Genomic DNA, 14,104 nt, shown 5'->3' on the forward strand with positions numbered 1-14,104 from the left:
GGGCGGGGACCTGCGGTAAGACTTGCAGGCATCAGGGCAAAAAAACGCCCCGGCGGACCGGGGCGTTGTTCTCGGATTCAGATCGGGCGCGAGAGGCTCAGGAGCCCTTCGGATTGATCTCGGTGTAGTTGCCCTTGGCGTCCCACTTGTAGACGACGTAGTCGATCGCCTTGATGTCGCCCTTGGCGTCGAAGGCCATCTTGCCGAGCACGGTGTCCCACTCGCCGGCCTTGATGGTGGCCATCACCTTCTTGGCGTCGGTAGAGCCGGCCTTGGCGACGGCCTGGGTCCAGACCTGCATAGCGGCGTAGGTGTATAGCGTGTAGCCCTCGGGGTCGATGTTCTTGGCCTTGAACTTCTCGACGATCGCCTTCGCGGTCGGCTTGTTGCGCGGATCGGGGCCGAAGGTGAACAGCGTGCCTTCCGCGGCCGGTCCGGTGATCGAAGCGAACTCCTTGTCGTTCAGGGCGTCGCCGGCCATCAGCACGGTCTGCAGGCCCTGGTCGCGCATCTGGCGCAGGATCAGGCCGGATTCCTGATGATAGCCGCCGACATAGACCAGATCGATGTTGTCGCGCTTCAGGCGCGAGACGATCGAGTTGAAGTCCTTGTCGCCCTTGTTGTAGGACTCGAACATCTTCTCCTGGAAGCCGGCCTTGTTCAGCGCCTTCTTGGTCTCGTCGGCGAGGCCTTTGCCATACGTGGTCTTGTCGTTCAGGATCGCGACGTTCTTGCCCTTGTAGTTCTTCATGATGTAGTCGGCGGCGACCAGGCCCTGCTGGTCGTCGCGGCCGCAGACGCGCGCCACGTTCCAGAGCTTGCGCTCGGTGAACAGCGGGTTGGTCGAGGCCGGCGTGATCTGCAGCACGTTGGCGTCGGCATAGGCCTCGGACGCCGGGATCGACGACGACGAGCAGAAATGGCCAGCCACGAACGGAATCTTCGAAGAGCCGATCTTTTCCGCGATCGAGCGCGCCTGCTTCGGATCGCAGGCGTCGTCGTCGGCTTCAAGCGCGAGCTTCTTGCCGAGCACGCCACCGGCGGCGTTGATGTCGGCGACCGCCTGCTCGGCGCCGTTCTTCATCTGCCTGCCGAAAGCGGATTCGGAGCCCGTCATCGGGCCCGCGACTGCGACGGTGATGTCTTGCGCGAATGCGCTCGCCGACAATGCGAACGAAGCGCCCAATGCCAGGCCGATCAGCTTCAGTGATTTCATGAGACGTCCCTCGTGGTCGTTGCCTCTTGCGGAAGAGCCCGGCACGCCGGGCCCCAAAACCGCGGGCATTCTCGGCTGATTTCGCAGCGAAGTCACCGGCAATTTTCAGGCAAATCGACGCTGCATCAGCTGCATCTTGCTGCAGGGACGGCACGGAACGTGCAGCTAGCCGCGGCGGCCGCCTTCCAGATAGGCGGCGCGGATTTCCGGGCGCTGCAGCAATTCGGCGCCGGTTCCGGCCAGCGTGATCAGGCCGTTGACCATGACGTAGCCGCGATGGGCGAGCTTCAGCGCATGGTTGGCATTCTGCTCGACGATCAGCACGGTGAGGCCGTCCTGCCGGTTCAGCGTGCGGATGGCATCGAAGATCTGGCGCGCGATCAGCGGGGCGAGGCCGAGCGAGGGCTCGTCCAGCATCAGCAGCCGCGGCCGGCTCATCAGAGCGCGGCCGATCGCCAGCATCTGCTGCTCGCCGCCCGACAGCGTGCCGCCGCGCTGCGCGACGCGTTCCTTCAGGCGCGGGAACAGCGCGAACACGCGTTCCAGCCCGGCTTCGCGCTCGGCCTCGCTGCATTCGGTGGCATCGGCGCCCATCTGCAGGTTTTCCGCGACGCTCATGCGCGGAAAAATCCGCCGGCCCTCGGGCGATTGCGCGATGCGCAACCGGGCGATCTCGTGGGTCGGCACGCCGGTGATGTCACGGCCGTCGAATTCGATCAGGCCGGCGCGGGCGCGCGGCCGGCCGAAGACCGTCATCATCAGCGTCGACTTGCCGGCGCCGTTGGCGCCGATCAGGGCGACGATCTCGCCGGCATTGATCTCGATGTCGACGCCCTTCAGCGCCTCGATCTTGCCGTACGCCGCGCGCACGCCACGCACCGCGAGCAGGGGTGTGATTGCCAGTGCCGCGCTCACGTGCCGCTCTCCATCACGGCGATCGCCTCTTCCTCGTCGGCGCCGAGATAGGCGGCGATCACCTTGGGGTCGTCGCGCACGGCCTGCGGCGTGCCTTCGGCGATCTTGACGCCGTAGTCCATGACCACGACGTGATCGGAGATCTCCATCACGACAGACATGTCGTGCTCGATCAGCAGGATCGAGGTGCCCTGTTCGCTGCGGATCGACAGCAACAGCTCGCTGAGCCCGCCGCTCTCGCGCGCGTTCAGGCCGGCCGCCGGCTCGTCGAGGCAGAGCAGCGCCGGCTCGGTGCACATCGCGCGCGCGATCTCGAGCCGCCTCTGGTCGCCATAGGGCAGGTTGCCCGCGGCATCGTCGGCACGGTCGAGCAGGCCGACGCGGTCGAGCCAGGCCCGCGCCAGATCGATGGCGCGCTGCTCGGCCTGGCGCCAGGACGGCACGCCGATCAGGCCGAGCAGGGTCAGGCCCGAGGCGCGCATCAGCGCGTTGTGCTGGGCGACCATCAGATTTTCCAGCGCGGTCATGCCGGGAAACAGCCGGATGTTCTGGAAGGTGCGCGCGACCTTGGCCTGCTTGGAGATGCGAAAATCGTTCAACCGCTCGAGCTGGATGGTGCGGCCGTCGTCGTGGCTGAGGCGGATCGCACCGCCGGTCGGCCGGTAGAAGCCGGTGATGCAGTTGAAGACGGTGGTCTTGCCGGCGCCGTTCGGCCCGATCAGCGCGGTGATCTTGCGCCGCTCGGCGGCAAAGGAGAGTTCGTTGACCGCGACGATGCCACCGAAGCGCATCATCAGGCGGTCGACGGTGAGGATGTGGTCGCCGCTCATCCGTGGCCTTCCTTGACGAGGTCGGACGAGATCGCCTGGTTGCGCTCCAGGAACACGGTCGGAGCGCGATGGCCGATCAGCCCGCGCGGCCGCCAGATCATCAGCAGCACCATGGCCATGCCAAACACCAGCATGCGGTATTGGTCGAGGCCGCGGAACAGTTCGAAGCCGCCGATCATCGCGAGTGCGGCGAGCGCGACGCCAAGCTGCGAGCCCATGCCGCCGAGCACGACGATCGCAAGCACCAGCGCCGATTCCTGGAAGGTGAAGGATTCCGGGCTGATGAAACCCTGCCGCGTGGCGAAGAACGCGCCGGCAAGACCGCCGAACATGGCGCCGGTCGCAAACGCCGTCAGCTTGGTCGTCGTGACGTTGATGCCGAGCGCGCGGCAGGCGACCTCGTCCTCGCGCAGCGCTTCCCAGGCGCGGCCGATCGGCAGCCGCCGGAGCCGGATCGTTACCCAGTTGGTGAGCAACGCCATCGCCAGGATCAGGTAGAACAGGAACACGATGCGGTGGGTCGGCGAGAATTCGATGCCGAGCCTGGCCGCGAGGCCGTCATCGCTCGGCGTCAGCGGAATGCCGAACATGGTCGGGCGGGGAATTCCCGAAACGCCGTTCGGGCCGCCGGTCAGGCTCTGCCAGTTAATGATGACGAGGCGAATGATCTCGCCGAAGGCAAGCGTCACGATCGCCAGATAATCGCCGCGCAGCCGCAGCACCGGAAAACCGAGCAGCACGCCCCAGAACGCGGCGAGGATGCCGGCGAGCGGCAGGCAGACCCAGAACGACAATCCGAAATTGGTCGCAAGCAACGCGTAGGAATAGGCGCCGACCGCGTAGAACGCGACGTAGCCGAGATCGAGCAGGCCCGCGAGGCCGACCACGACGTTCAATCCCCATCCCAGCATCACATAGGTCAGGACCAGGATCCCGAGGTCGAGAATGTAGCGCTGGTCGTAGAAGATTACGGGGACGAGGAAGGTGAAGACCAGCAGCGCCGTCGCGAGCCATCGGCCGGCGAACGACATCGCGGCCTGCACCGGCGGCGGAACGATCCTGATCGTGCCGACCGGTCCCCACCATTGCCGCAGCAACTCGACAATGATGCTGCCGCCGAACACGACCGCAACCATGGCGGCGAGGTCGCCGAACCGCGTCCAGTAGATCAGGCCGCCTTGCGATCCGGCCTCGGTACGCACGCCGATCATCAGCGAGAACAGCACCAGCGCGACAGCGGCGCTGATCAGGGCTTTCTTGAGAATGAAGGCGCCGCCCGAGGGCTGCGCGGCGTGCGAGGGGCGGGCTGTGGTCGGGCTCACGAAGTGCCTGTCAGACTTTTTCGACTTCGGGACGGCCAAGCAGGCCGGTCGGCATGAAGATCAGCACCACGATCAGGATCGAGAACGCGGCGACGTCCTTGTACTCCACCGAGAAATAGGCCGACCACATCGTCTCGATCAGGCCGATCGCGAGCCCGCCGAGCATCGCGCCCGGCAGCGAGCCGATGCCGCCGAGCACGGCGGCGGTGAACGCCTTGATGCCGGCGACGAAGCCCATGAAGAAATCGACCAAGCCGTAATACAGCAGGTACATCATGCCGGCGACGGCGGCGAGCGCGGCACCGATCACGAAGGTCATCGAGATGGTGCGGTCGACGTCGACGCCGAGCAGCGCGGCCATGGTCTGGTCCTGCTCGCAGGCGCGCATGTCGCGTCCGAGCCGGGTGCGCGAGACCAGCCAGGTGAACAGCGCAAGCACCACGATGGTGGCGAGCACGACCATGATCTGGACGTTGGAGAGCTGCACGGCGAAGCCTTGGGAGCCTTCATGCAGCGTGTAGCCGCCGGTGATGATCGGCGGCACCGGCTTGACGCGCGCGCCCTGCGACACCTGCGAGTAGTTGGTCAGCACGAATGACATGCCGATCGCCGAGAGCATCGGCGCAAGCCGGAACGAATGCCGCAGCGGCCGGTAGGCGATGCGCTCGATGGTCCAGCCATAGAGCGCGGTGATCGCCATCGAGACCAGCAGCACGATCAGCAGGATCAGGGGGATCGCGGTGAGGCCGAGCGACACCAGCACCAGGAACGAGATCAGTGCGATGAAGCCGCCGATCATGAAGATGTCGCCATGGGCGAAGTTGATCATGCCGACGATGCCGTAGACCATCGTGTAGCCGATGGCGATCAGACCGTAGATCGAACCGAGCACGAGGCCGTTGATCAGTTGCTGGGCGAAATAATCCATGCGCTGCCGTTAGAGCCTGTTCGGTTGAGAACCGAACAGGCTCTCGTTTTGACTTGGACGCGTTTTCTTCATGCGAACCGGTTCCCACTTCGCTCGAAAACGCTACGTCGAGGGCTGACGCGGCGAGGGCCCCCGGCAGCCTGATCCGTCGCGTCGTGTCATTTTCTAACAGTGGAACCCCGGCGGCGGCAACAGCGCTGGCTGTGGCCGAAAGGGCTTGTACATAACTACTTCGGCGGGTGCGGTTCCGATGTCACAGGGTCGACACGTGGTTGCCTTGCAATGATCACGCCGGAACCCTTGTTCCCTGAGCAACTGCGCTCCTGACGCGCGCGTTGTCCCCAGCTTCACGAAAGCAAAGGGAGTACCCGCATGAGTAACCAGAATCAGAACCCGGGCCAGCAAGGCCAAAAGCCGGGTCAGAAGCCAGGTCAGAAGGAAGCTCAGCAGCAGCAAGGCGGCGGCCAGAAGCCCGGCCAGCAGCAGCAGGATCCGGGACGGCAGGATCATAAGCCCGATCCGGAGCGCTAGTTCGGATAAGTGAGCAGTTGCAGTAACAGAAGGGTCTCGCCGAAGGGCGGGACCCTTTATTTTGCGTGTGCTCCGTTTGCGCTGTGCTCCAATTGTTGGCGCGGTGCCCCATTTTGCGCCGTTCTGGCACGGCGCCGACCGTCCCGAAACAATCCCCAGCCCAGTTAAGGTAAACAAAGGGTTTAAATTGCCGCCGGCAATTGATCAGCGTTACCTCAGCACGCTGAACCGTCGCCAATCCGAAAGGCGCCGGAGAGAAACGGGAAGCGGCAATGTCGAACAACTGGCGGATCAGCTCCTTCAATGGCGCGCTGCTTGCGGCCTATTTCATTCCGGTCTGGACCATCATCGCCTTCAGCATCATGGTGTCGCCGATCCACGGCCTCTATGAGCGGCCGAGCGTGTCGATCGCGCTGTATGCGAGCGACCATCTGCACCTCGCCAAGATGGCGACGGTGCGGCTCGCATGGCTGCTGGCGCTGGCGCGGATCACCGTGGTGGCGTTTTTTGCGATCTTCCTCGCGATGGCCGCCTTTTCGCCGTTGCGCAAGAGCAGCAGCGGCGCCGACGAGGCACTTGCGGTGGCGCTCTGCCTCGGCAGCGTGCTGAGCTTTGCCAGCATGATGATGGCCTCCAAGGTCGGCGAGATCGAAGCGTTGCGCATGCATGCGGCCGAGCTTCTGATGCTGCTCGGCACCGCGATCGTCATGCTGTTCGAGACCTCGCCGAAGCGAACTGCCGAGGTTTCTGCCGCCCGGGCGGATGCACCGGCAAGCGAGCTATCCCTTCAGCAGCCCTAGCTCGGCAATGATCGCGCCGGCTTCCTTGACGGCGTGATTGGCTGCGGGAACGCCGCAATAGATCGCCTGCTGCAGCAGGATCTCCTTGATGTCGTCGGGCGTGAAGCCGCCTTCGGCCAGCGCTGCGCGCACATGGAGGCGGAATTCGTCCCACTGGCCGAGCGCGACCATGGTGCCGATCACAAGCACGCGCCGCGTGCGGTGATCGAAATGCGGCCGGGTCCAGATGTCGCCCCACGCATAGCGTGTGATCAGGTCCTGGAAGTCGGTGTTGAACGCGTTGCGGTTCTGAAGCGACTTGTCGACCCATTCATTGCCGAGCACCTTGCGGCGCTGCGTCATGCCGTCGTCGCGGCGCTGATCGTCGTCCATTGATGTCTCCTCCCGTCATTGCGAGCCAACGGGTCGCGCGAATGCGCGCCCGATGACAGGCTCCGCGAAGCAATCCATCTCGCCGCTTGCGGAGGCATGCATTGCTTCGTCGCTTCGCTCCTCGCAATGACGGTCTCTGCTGTTACCGTTGCGTCAGGAACCCGACCACAGCCTCGGTGAAGGCGTGCGGCTGCTCGACATTGGAAATATGCGCGGCATCGAGCAGTGTCATGCTCGCGCCGGGAATGCCGCTGCGGATCATTTCACCCGCCGACACCGGCGTTGCCATGTCCTGCTTTCCTGCGATCACCAGGGTCGGGCTCTTGATCCTTGGCAGCAGCGCGCGCTGATCGAGCGTCGACAGCGCCTCGCAGCAGGCGAGATAGCCCTCGACGGGAGAGGCCAGCAACATCGCCTTCATGCGCACCGCGGTCTCCGGCTCGCGCTCGCGGAAGTCTGCCGTCAGCCATCCTGCGATCACGGCGTCGGCGACCGCGGCGATGCCGCCTTGCTTCACTGTCTTGATGCGGTTCAGCCAGTTGGTCGGATCGGGATAATAACAGGCGGTGTTGGCGAGAATGATCCTGCCGAACCGCTCAGGCGCGTTGGCGCCGAGCCATTGCCCGACCATGCCGCCCATCGACAGGCCGCACCAGTGCACCTTCTCGATGTTGAGATCGTCGAGGATCGCCAGCACGTCGCGGCCGAAGCGCTCCATGGAGTAGGGGCCGGCCGGCACGCCGGATTTGCCGTGACCCCGGCGGTCGTAGCGGATGACGCGGAACATCTGCGTCAGCGCCCGCATCTGCGGCTCCCACATCTGCAAAGTGCAGCCGAGCGAGTTCGACAGCATCAACGTCGGCCCGCCGTCGCGGCCGTCCACCTGGACATTGAGCAGGCACCCGTCGGCGTTGATCATCGGCATCGTCTTGTCCCTCTCGTCATGCGCGGACTTGATCCGCGCATCCATCCAACTTTGAATCTCGCCGCGAATCTGGATTGCCGGGTCAAGCCCGGCAATGACATCTCCGCTACTTGTCGTCGAGCGAGGCGAGCAGGCGGTCGATCAGCGCTTGCGACGCGCCCTGATAGGCCATCGGTTCGAACAATTCCGCGATCCTCTTCGCGTCGAGATGCGCGGTCACCTTTGCATCCGCCGACAGCACGTCGCGCAAGTGCTTTTTCTTCGCGACCGCTGTCTTGCTGGCAGCCTCGATCAGATGATGGGCTTCGCTCTTGCCGATTGTTTCGGCGAGCGCCATCGCGACCGCTTCCGCCATGATCAGCCCGCCGGTCGCCTCCAGATTGCTGCGCATGCGCGCCGCATCGACCTCGAGCCCTTCAGCGAGGTCCACGATGGCGGCGAGCGCGCCCGAGGTCACCAGCATCAGGCTCGGCAATGTCGGCCATTCGGCGTGCCATGGTCCGGCGCTGCGCTCATGGTCCTGCACCTGCGCAGCGTAGATCGTCGCGGCGAGGTTCGGCGCCATGGTCGCGGCGCCCAGCGCGCTCGCGGCGGCGACGGGATTGCGCTTGTGCGGCATGGTGGAGGAGCCGCCGCGGCCGACGCCCGCGGGCTCGAAGGCTTCGCCCACATCGGTCTGCATCATCAGCGAAACATCGCGTGCGATCTTGCCGCAGCTGCCGGCGAGGATGGCGAATACGGACGCGGCCTCGGCGATGCGGTCGCGATGGGTGTGCCAAGGCGCATCCGGCAAGGGCAGGTCCAGCTCTTTGGCGAGCGCTGCGGCGACCGCCAGACCCTTGTCGCCGAGCGCGGCGAGCGTGCCGGCGGCACCGCCGAATTGCAGGGCCAACGCTTCGCGGCGCAGGCGTTGCAGCCGCTTGCGGGAGCGATGCAGGGCCGCGGCATATTCGGCGAGCTTCAGGCCGAAGGGCATCGGCAGCGCGTGCTGCAGCCAGGTCCGGGCCACCACCGCGGTGTCACGGTGGACGCGCGCAAGCTTGGCAAAGCCCGCAACGGCGCGGTTGAGGTCGGCGAGCAACGCATCGACGCCGGCGCGCAACGACACCATGGTCGCGGTGTCGATGACGTCCTGGCTGGTCGCGCCCCAGTGCACATAGCGCGCCGCTTCGGCATCCGCCTTGGCGACATTGGCGGTCAGGGCCTTCACCAGCGGGATCGCCAGGTTGCCCGACCGCGTCGCGGCGTCGGCCAGCGCGGCCAGGTCGAATGATTCGGTCTTGCAGGCGTCGCCGATCGGCCCCGCGGCAGCGGCGGGAATCACGCCGCAGGCCACTTCGGCGCGGGCCAGCGCGGCCTCGAAATCCAGCATGTTCTGCAGAGTGGTAGCGTCGTCGCACACCGCGCGCATCGCGGCGCTGGACAGCATCGGCGCAAGCAGGGGGGAGAGGGCTGTACTCATGGCGCGCGACCTAACCACTCCCGCGCGTTCCTGCCAATGCCCCGGGGCTGCCTGCATTTTCAACAGTGCGGTTTGCGCGATTTCGTGAACAGCGGGCTTGGCTTGCTGCGGTTGCGAATATGCATCGCTCATCCTCCGAAGGTGCCCTTTCCTTTGAGCCGCGGCTGCTTTACTTGGGGGAAAAGGTTTCTCACGATCGAGGAGGTCCCCCATGGCCATGACAATGACCGGCGAAGTCCAGCTTACAGCGCCGCGCCAGGCTGTGTGGGACAAGCTCAACGATCCCGAAGTGTTGAAGGCCTGCATTCCCGGCTGCGAAGAGCTGGAGAAGACCGACGAGGGCGGCTTCCGCGCCACCGCCAAGATGAAGGTCGGCCCGGTCTCCGCCCGCTTCAAGGGCAAGGTCACATTGAGCGATCTCGATCCCCCGAACGGCTACAAGATTTCAGGCGAAGGCGAGGGCGGGGTGGCCGGCTTCGCCAAGGGCGGCGCCACCGTCGGGCTTGCCGACAAGGATGGCGGCACGCTTCTGAGCTACAACGTAGAGGCGCAGATCGGCGGCAAGCTCGCCCAGCTCGGCCAGCGCCTGATCAATGGCGCCGCCAAGAAGCTGGCGGACGAATTCTTTGCAAATTTCGCCAAGGCGGTGCAGGGTTAACCCCCACAATCGGGCCGGATGATTCAGGCCCCGCCATGTCTTCCCGTTATGTCCTGGATGGGTGGCTCGAAAGGTTGCCCATCTCGGGGCGCGCCCATATTATGCCGTCTGGAATGATTTTAAACCGCCTGCTTCGCCGACATGCGGTGGCGCAGATAAGAGAGTGCTGATGGCCAAGATTTCAATGATCGTGAACGGCAATCCCGTTAACGCGAATGTCGACCCCCGTACCCTTCTGGTCCAGTTTCTGCGCGAAAATCTGCGGCTGACAGGCACCCATGTCGGCTGCGACACCTCGCAGTGCGGCGCCTGCGTCGTACACCTGGACGGCAGGGCGGTGAAGTCCTGCACGACGCTCGCGGTGATGGCCGACGGTCATGAGGTCAAGACCATCGAGGGGCTGGCGGCCGACGGTGCGCCGCTGCATCCGATGCAGGAGGCCTTCCGCGAGCATCACGGCCTGCAATGCGGCTTCTGCACGCCGGGCATGATCATGACCGCCGTCGACCTGGTCCATCGCAAGGGCCACGACCTCTCCGACGAGGTGATCCGCGAGGAGCTGGAAGGCAATCTGTGCCGCTGCACCGGCTACCAGAACATCGTCGCTTCGATCGCCGCCGGCGCCAAGGCGATGGCCAAATCGGACCTCGCCTAAGGCTTGATCCGGAAAAGTGCGAAGCGATTTTCCGACAAGATCATGCTCCAGTAAATGTCGCGACAAGCGATCAGGACATTCCAATGTACGAATTCAAATATCATCGCCCCGGGACCGTGCGGCAGGCCGCCAATCTCCTGGTGAAGAACGAGGACGCCAAGCTGATCGCCGGCGGCCATACGCTGGTGCCGGTCATGAAGCAGCGGCTCGCGAGCCCGCCGCATCTGGTCGACCTCTCCCATATCGAAGGTCTCGACACGATCGAGATGAAGGGCCGCTCGCTGGTGATCGGCGCCACCGCCAAACACGCCGAAGTCGCGGACTCCGCGGTCGTGGGCGAGGCGATCCCGGCGCTTGCCGAACTCGCGGGCATGATCGGCGATCCCGCCGTGCGCCACCGCGGCACCATCGGCGGCTCGCTCGCCAACAATGATCCGACCGCCGACTATCCGGCCGCGGTGCTGGCGCTTGGCGCGACCATCGTCACCAACAAGCGCCGGCTGAAGGCTGAAGAATATTTCCAGGGCCTGTTCACGACCGCGCTGGAGGGCGACGAGATCATCACCAAGGTGATGTTTCCGGTGCCGAAGAAGGCGGCCTATATCAAGTTTCGCAATCAGGCCTCGCGCTATGCGCTGGTCGGTGTGTTCGTGGCCAAGCGTCCGTCGGACGTGCGCGTCGCGGTCACCGGCGCGGGCTCCGACGGCGTGTTCCGCGTCACCGCGTTCGAGGACGCCTTGAAGAAGCGCTTCTCGCACAAGGTGCTCGACGGCATCTCCGTTCCGGCCGAAGGGCTCAACAGCGACCTGCACGGCAGCGCGGAATACCGCGCCCACCTGATCGGTGTTTTGACGCGCAGGGCGGTGGAAGCCGCGAACGCCAAGGACTAAATCTAAGGCGTGATTTTACCAACTCCTGTTCGAAGACTGGCTGTTCCATGAGCGCACCGGCGTTACCCACTTCCGTCGATGCGATCGAGGAGCTGTTGACGTTGCGCGGCTACCTCGCCGAACGGTCGCTGGCGACCGTGGCCTATCTCGCGCTGCGCATGGGCCGGCCGTTGTTCCTCGAAGGCGAGGCCGGCGTCGGCAAGACCGAGATTGCAAAAGTCTTGTCGGCGGCGCTCGGGCGCAAGCTGATCCGCCTGCAATGCTATGAAGGCCTCGACGTCGCCTCCGCGGTCTACGAGTGGAGCAGCGCGGCGCAGATGATTGCGATCCGGCTGGCGGAAGCCTCCGGCGATACCGATCGCGACCAGCTCGCGAGCGACATTTTCGCCGAGCGCTTTCTGATCAAGCGGCCGCTGTTACAGGCGCTCGAGCCCGATGTCGCGGGGCCGCCGGTGCTTCTGATTGACGAGCTCGACCGCGCCGACGAGGCGTTCGAGGCGTATCTCCTGGAAATCCTCAGCGACTTCCAGGTCACGATCCCGGAGCTCGGCACCGTCAAGGCGCCGGCGCCGCCGATCGTGATCATCACCTCGAACCGCACCCGCGAGATCCACGACGCGCTGAAGCGGCGCTGCCTCTATCACTGGGTGGATTATCCCTCAGCCGAGCGCGAGCTCGCGATCGTCAAGTCGCGGGTGCCGAACATTTCCGCAAAGCTGTCGCAGCAGGTCGTCCGCTTCGTGCAGGCGCTGCGCAACCAGGATTTCTACAAGTCGCCGGGTGTCGCCGAGACCATCGACTGGGCCACCGCGCTGTCCGAGCTCGACGCGCGCTCGCTGACGCCGCAGGTCGTCGGCGACACGCTGGGTGCGTTGCTGAAATACCAGGACGACATCGCGCGCATGCAGGGCGATGCGTTGCAGAAGACATTGAAGGAAGCGACGAGCGAGACGTAAGTCGCAGTCGCATTTCGCGTCCGTCGTTCCGGGGCGAATGACGAAGTCGGGAGTTTCGAATGGCGATCAACCACCTCGCGCCCCCGACCGGCCATATGGCCGACAACGTGGTCGGCTTTGCCCGCGCGCTGCGGGCGGCAGGCCTTCCGGTGGGGCCGGGCTCGGTGATCGACGCGCTCGACGCGCTGCAGCTGATCGAAGTCGGCCATCGCGGCGATTTCTACGCCACGCTGGAAGCGATCTTCGTCAAGCGCCATGAGCATGCGCTGATCTTCCGCCAGGCCTTCGAGCTGTTCTTCCGTGCCGCCGAGGAGTGGAAGAGCATGCTGGATTCGGTGCCGCTGCCCGACCACGCCAAAAAGAAGCCGCCGCCGGCCTCGCGCCGCGTCCAGGAGGCGATGGCGCAGCCGGCGCGGAGCGAGGAGCGGCCGCAGGCCCAGGAGCAGGAGCTGAAGCTCTCGGTCTCCGACAAGGAGGTGCTGCAGAAGAAGGATTTTGCGCAGATGACCGCGGCCGAGATCGCCGAGGTGACGCGAGAGATCGCGATGATGCGGCTGCCGCAGGCCGAGCTCGTCACCCGCCGCTATCGGCCGGTTGCGCGGGGACTGCGGCTCGACATGCGCCGCACCGTGCGCAATTCGCTGCGCACCGGCGGCGAGATCATCGATATCCGAAAGCTCGGCCGGATCGAGAAGCCGGCGCCGATCGTGGCGCTGCTCGATATCTCGGGCTCGATGAGTGAGTACACCCGCCTGTTCCTGCACTTCCTGCATGCCATCACCGACTACCGCAAGCGGGTCTCGGTGTTCCTGTTCGGCACCCGCCTGACCAATGTGACGCGCGCGTTACGGGCGCGTGACCCCGACGAGGCGCTGGCGAGCTGCTCGTCCTCGGTGGAGGACTGGGCCGGCGGCACGCGGATCGCGACCTCGCTCCACACCTTCAACCAGCTCTGGGCCCGCCGGGTGCTCGGGCAGGGCGCAATCGTCCTCCTTATATCCGATGGACTAGAACGGGAGGCCGATGCCAAACTGGCCTTCGAGATGGACCGATTGCACCGCTCCTGCCGCCGCCTGATCTGGCTCAACCCGCTGCTGCGCTACTCGGGCTTCGAGGCCAAGGCCCAAGGCATCAAAATGATGTTGCCCCACGTTGACGAATTTCGCCCGGTGCATAACTTGACGTCCATCAAGGGCTTGATCGGGGCGCTGTCATCCCCGCCGCCGGCGCACCACCGCAGCCTGATCCGCTCTGTTGCTTGAGGGAGACCGCTCATGCTCAACCGCGACGAAGATATCCTGCAGGCCGCCGAGACCTGGCAGAAACAGGGCCACGGCGTGGCGCTCGCCACCGTGGTCGAGACCTGGGGCTCGGCGCCGCGCCCGGCCGGATCGAGCCTCGTCATCAATGACGACGGCACGTTTCTCGGCTCGGTCTCCGGCGGGTGCGTCGAGGGCGCCGTCGTCACTGAGGCGCTCGACGTGATCGCGAGCGGCCAGCCCAAGATGCTCGAATTCGGTGTCGCCGACGAGACCGCCTGGAATGTCGGCCTGTCCTGCGGCGGCACCATCCGCGTCTTCGTCGAGAAGGTCGGGTAGTGCCGCCGATTTGAAGTTCCTGTAGTGTATGCCGCGCGTGCGGTTC

The 14,104-nt window shown here is 65.1% G+C and carries 16 protein-coding genes; 8 read left to right on the forward strand and 8 right to left on the reverse strand.

What is annotated here, in order from left to right; genetic code table 11:
• Window positions 1–97: 97 nt before the first annotated feature.
• The 5 genes from ABIB78_RS20110 to ABIB78_RS20130 all read right to left on the reverse strand — a co-directional run bounded on the left by ABIB78_RS20110 (window position 98) and on the right by ABIB78_RS20130 (window position 5,211).
• The gene (locus ABIB78_RS20110; RefSeq protein ID WP_429027706.1) at window positions 98–1,216 is read right to left on the reverse strand and encodes a branched-chain amino acid ABC transporter substrate-binding protein; all 1,119 of its coding nucleotides are present in this window, start codon (window positions 1,214–1,216) and stop codon (window positions 98–100) included.
• 165 nt (window positions 1,217–1,381) lie between these two features.
• Complete coding sequence (locus tag ABIB78_RS20115) at window positions 1,382–2,131, reverse strand: ABC transporter ATP-binding protein (RefSeq protein ID WP_429027708.1); 750 nt, start codon at window positions 2,129–2,131, stop codon at window positions 1,382–1,384.
• Entirely contained in the window at window positions 2,128–2,961 is an 834-nt protein-coding gene (locus ABIB78_RS20120) for an ABC transporter ATP-binding protein (protein ID WP_429027710.1), read from the reverse strand. Before ABIB78_RS20120 ends, ABIB78_RS20115 begins: the two co-directional genes overlap by 4 nt.
• On the reverse strand, window positions 2,958–4,283 hold the full coding sequence (gene livM / locus ABIB78_RS20125; protein WP_429027712.1) for a high-affinity branched-chain amino acid ABC transporter permease LivM: 1,326 nt from the start codon (window positions 4,281–4,283) through the stop codon (window positions 2,958–2,960). Before livM ends, ABIB78_RS20120 begins: the two co-directional genes overlap by 4 nt.
• A 10-nt stretch (window positions 4,284–4,293) precedes the next feature.
• The gene (locus tag ABIB78_RS20130; protein WP_429027713.1) at window positions 4,294–5,211 is read right to left on the reverse strand and encodes an ABC transporter permease subunit; all 918 of its coding nucleotides are present in this window, start codon (window positions 5,209–5,211) and stop codon (window positions 4,294–4,296) included.
• Between the two features lie 372 nt (window positions 5,212–5,583).
• On the opposite strand from ABIB78_RS20130, the gene ABIB78_RS20135 reads away from it, so the two are divergent.
• The gene (locus ABIB78_RS20135) at window positions 5,584–5,742 is read left to right on the forward strand and encodes a hypothetical protein (RefSeq protein ID WP_429027714.1); all 159 of its coding nucleotides are present in this window, start codon (window positions 5,584–5,586) and stop codon (window positions 5,740–5,742) included.
• A 272-nt stretch (window positions 5,743–6,014) separates the two neighbouring features.
• The gene (locus tag ABIB78_RS20140) at window positions 6,015–6,542 is read left to right on the forward strand and encodes a hypothetical protein (protein WP_429027716.1); all 528 of its coding nucleotides are present in this window, start codon (window positions 6,015–6,017) and stop codon (window positions 6,540–6,542) included.
• On the opposite strand, the gene ABIB78_RS20145 is transcribed toward ABIB78_RS20140, so the two are convergent.
• The 3 genes from ABIB78_RS20145 to ABIB78_RS20155 all read right to left on the reverse strand — a co-directional run bounded on the left by ABIB78_RS20145 (window position 6,522) and on the right by ABIB78_RS20155 (window position 9,301).
• Entirely contained in the window at window positions 6,522–6,914 is a 393-nt protein-coding gene (locus ABIB78_RS20145) for a carboxymuconolactone decarboxylase family protein (RefSeq protein ID WP_429027718.1), read from the reverse strand. The genes ABIB78_RS20140 and ABIB78_RS20145 overlap by 21 nt on opposite strands.
• A 142-nt stretch (window positions 6,915–7,056) precedes the next feature.
• A complete protein-coding gene (pcaD, locus tag ABIB78_RS20150) occupies window positions 7,057–7,839 on the reverse strand; it encodes a 3-oxoadipate enol-lactonase (protein ID WP_429027982.1) in 783 nt (260 codons plus the stop codon).
• A gap of 106 nt (window positions 7,840–7,945) precedes the next feature.
• A complete protein-coding gene (locus ABIB78_RS20155; protein ID WP_429027720.1) occupies window positions 7,946–9,301 on the reverse strand; it encodes a 3-carboxy-cis,cis-muconate cycloisomerase in 1,356 nt (451 codons plus the stop codon).
• A 211-nt stretch (window positions 9,302–9,512) separates the two neighbouring features.
• Here ABIB78_RS20155 and ABIB78_RS20160 point away from each other — a divergent pair, with 211 nt between their 5' ends.
• From ABIB78_RS20160 to ABIB78_RS20185, 6 genes are all read left to right on the forward strand, one after another.
• Window positions 9,513–9,959 (forward strand): SRPBCC family protein, encoded by a 447-nt coding sequence (locus ABIB78_RS20160; protein ID WP_429027723.1) that lies wholly within the window; start codon window positions 9,513–9,515, stop codon window positions 9,957–9,959.
• Between the two features lie 169 nt (window positions 9,960–10,128).
• Window positions 10,129–10,614 carry a (2Fe-2S)-binding protein gene (locus ABIB78_RS20165; protein ID WP_429027724.1) on the forward strand — a complete coding sequence of 162 codons (486 nt, stop codon included), beginning with the start codon at window positions 10,129–10,131 and terminating at the stop codon, window positions 10,612–10,614.
• Between the two features lie 83 nt (window positions 10,615–10,697).
• Window positions 10,698–11,504 (forward strand): FAD binding domain-containing protein, encoded by an 807-nt coding sequence (locus tag ABIB78_RS20170; RefSeq protein ID WP_429027726.1) that lies wholly within the window; start codon window positions 10,698–10,700, stop codon window positions 11,502–11,504.
• A gap of 47 nt (window positions 11,505–11,551) precedes the next feature.
• A complete protein-coding gene (locus ABIB78_RS20175) occupies window positions 11,552–12,460 on the forward strand; it encodes an AAA family ATPase (protein WP_429027728.1) in 909 nt (302 codons plus the stop codon).
• 59 nt (window positions 12,461–12,519) lie between these two features.
• Window positions 12,520–13,722, forward strand: a complete 1,203-nt coding sequence (locus ABIB78_RS20180) for a vWA domain-containing protein (RefSeq protein ID WP_429027730.1) — start codon at window positions 12,520–12,522, stop codon at window positions 13,720–13,722.
• Window positions 13,723–13,734: 12 nt separating this feature from the next.
• Entirely contained in the window at window positions 13,735–14,058 is a 324-nt protein-coding gene (locus ABIB78_RS20185; protein WP_021077800.1) for an XdhC family protein, read from the forward strand.
• Window positions 14,059–14,104: the final 46 nt, after the last annotated feature.

It is taken from the genome of Bradyrhizobium sp. I1.14.4 (genome assembly GCF_050435825.1).
Lineage (GTDB): Bacteria > Pseudomonadota > Alphaproteobacteria > Rhizobiales > Xanthobacteraceae > Bradyrhizobium.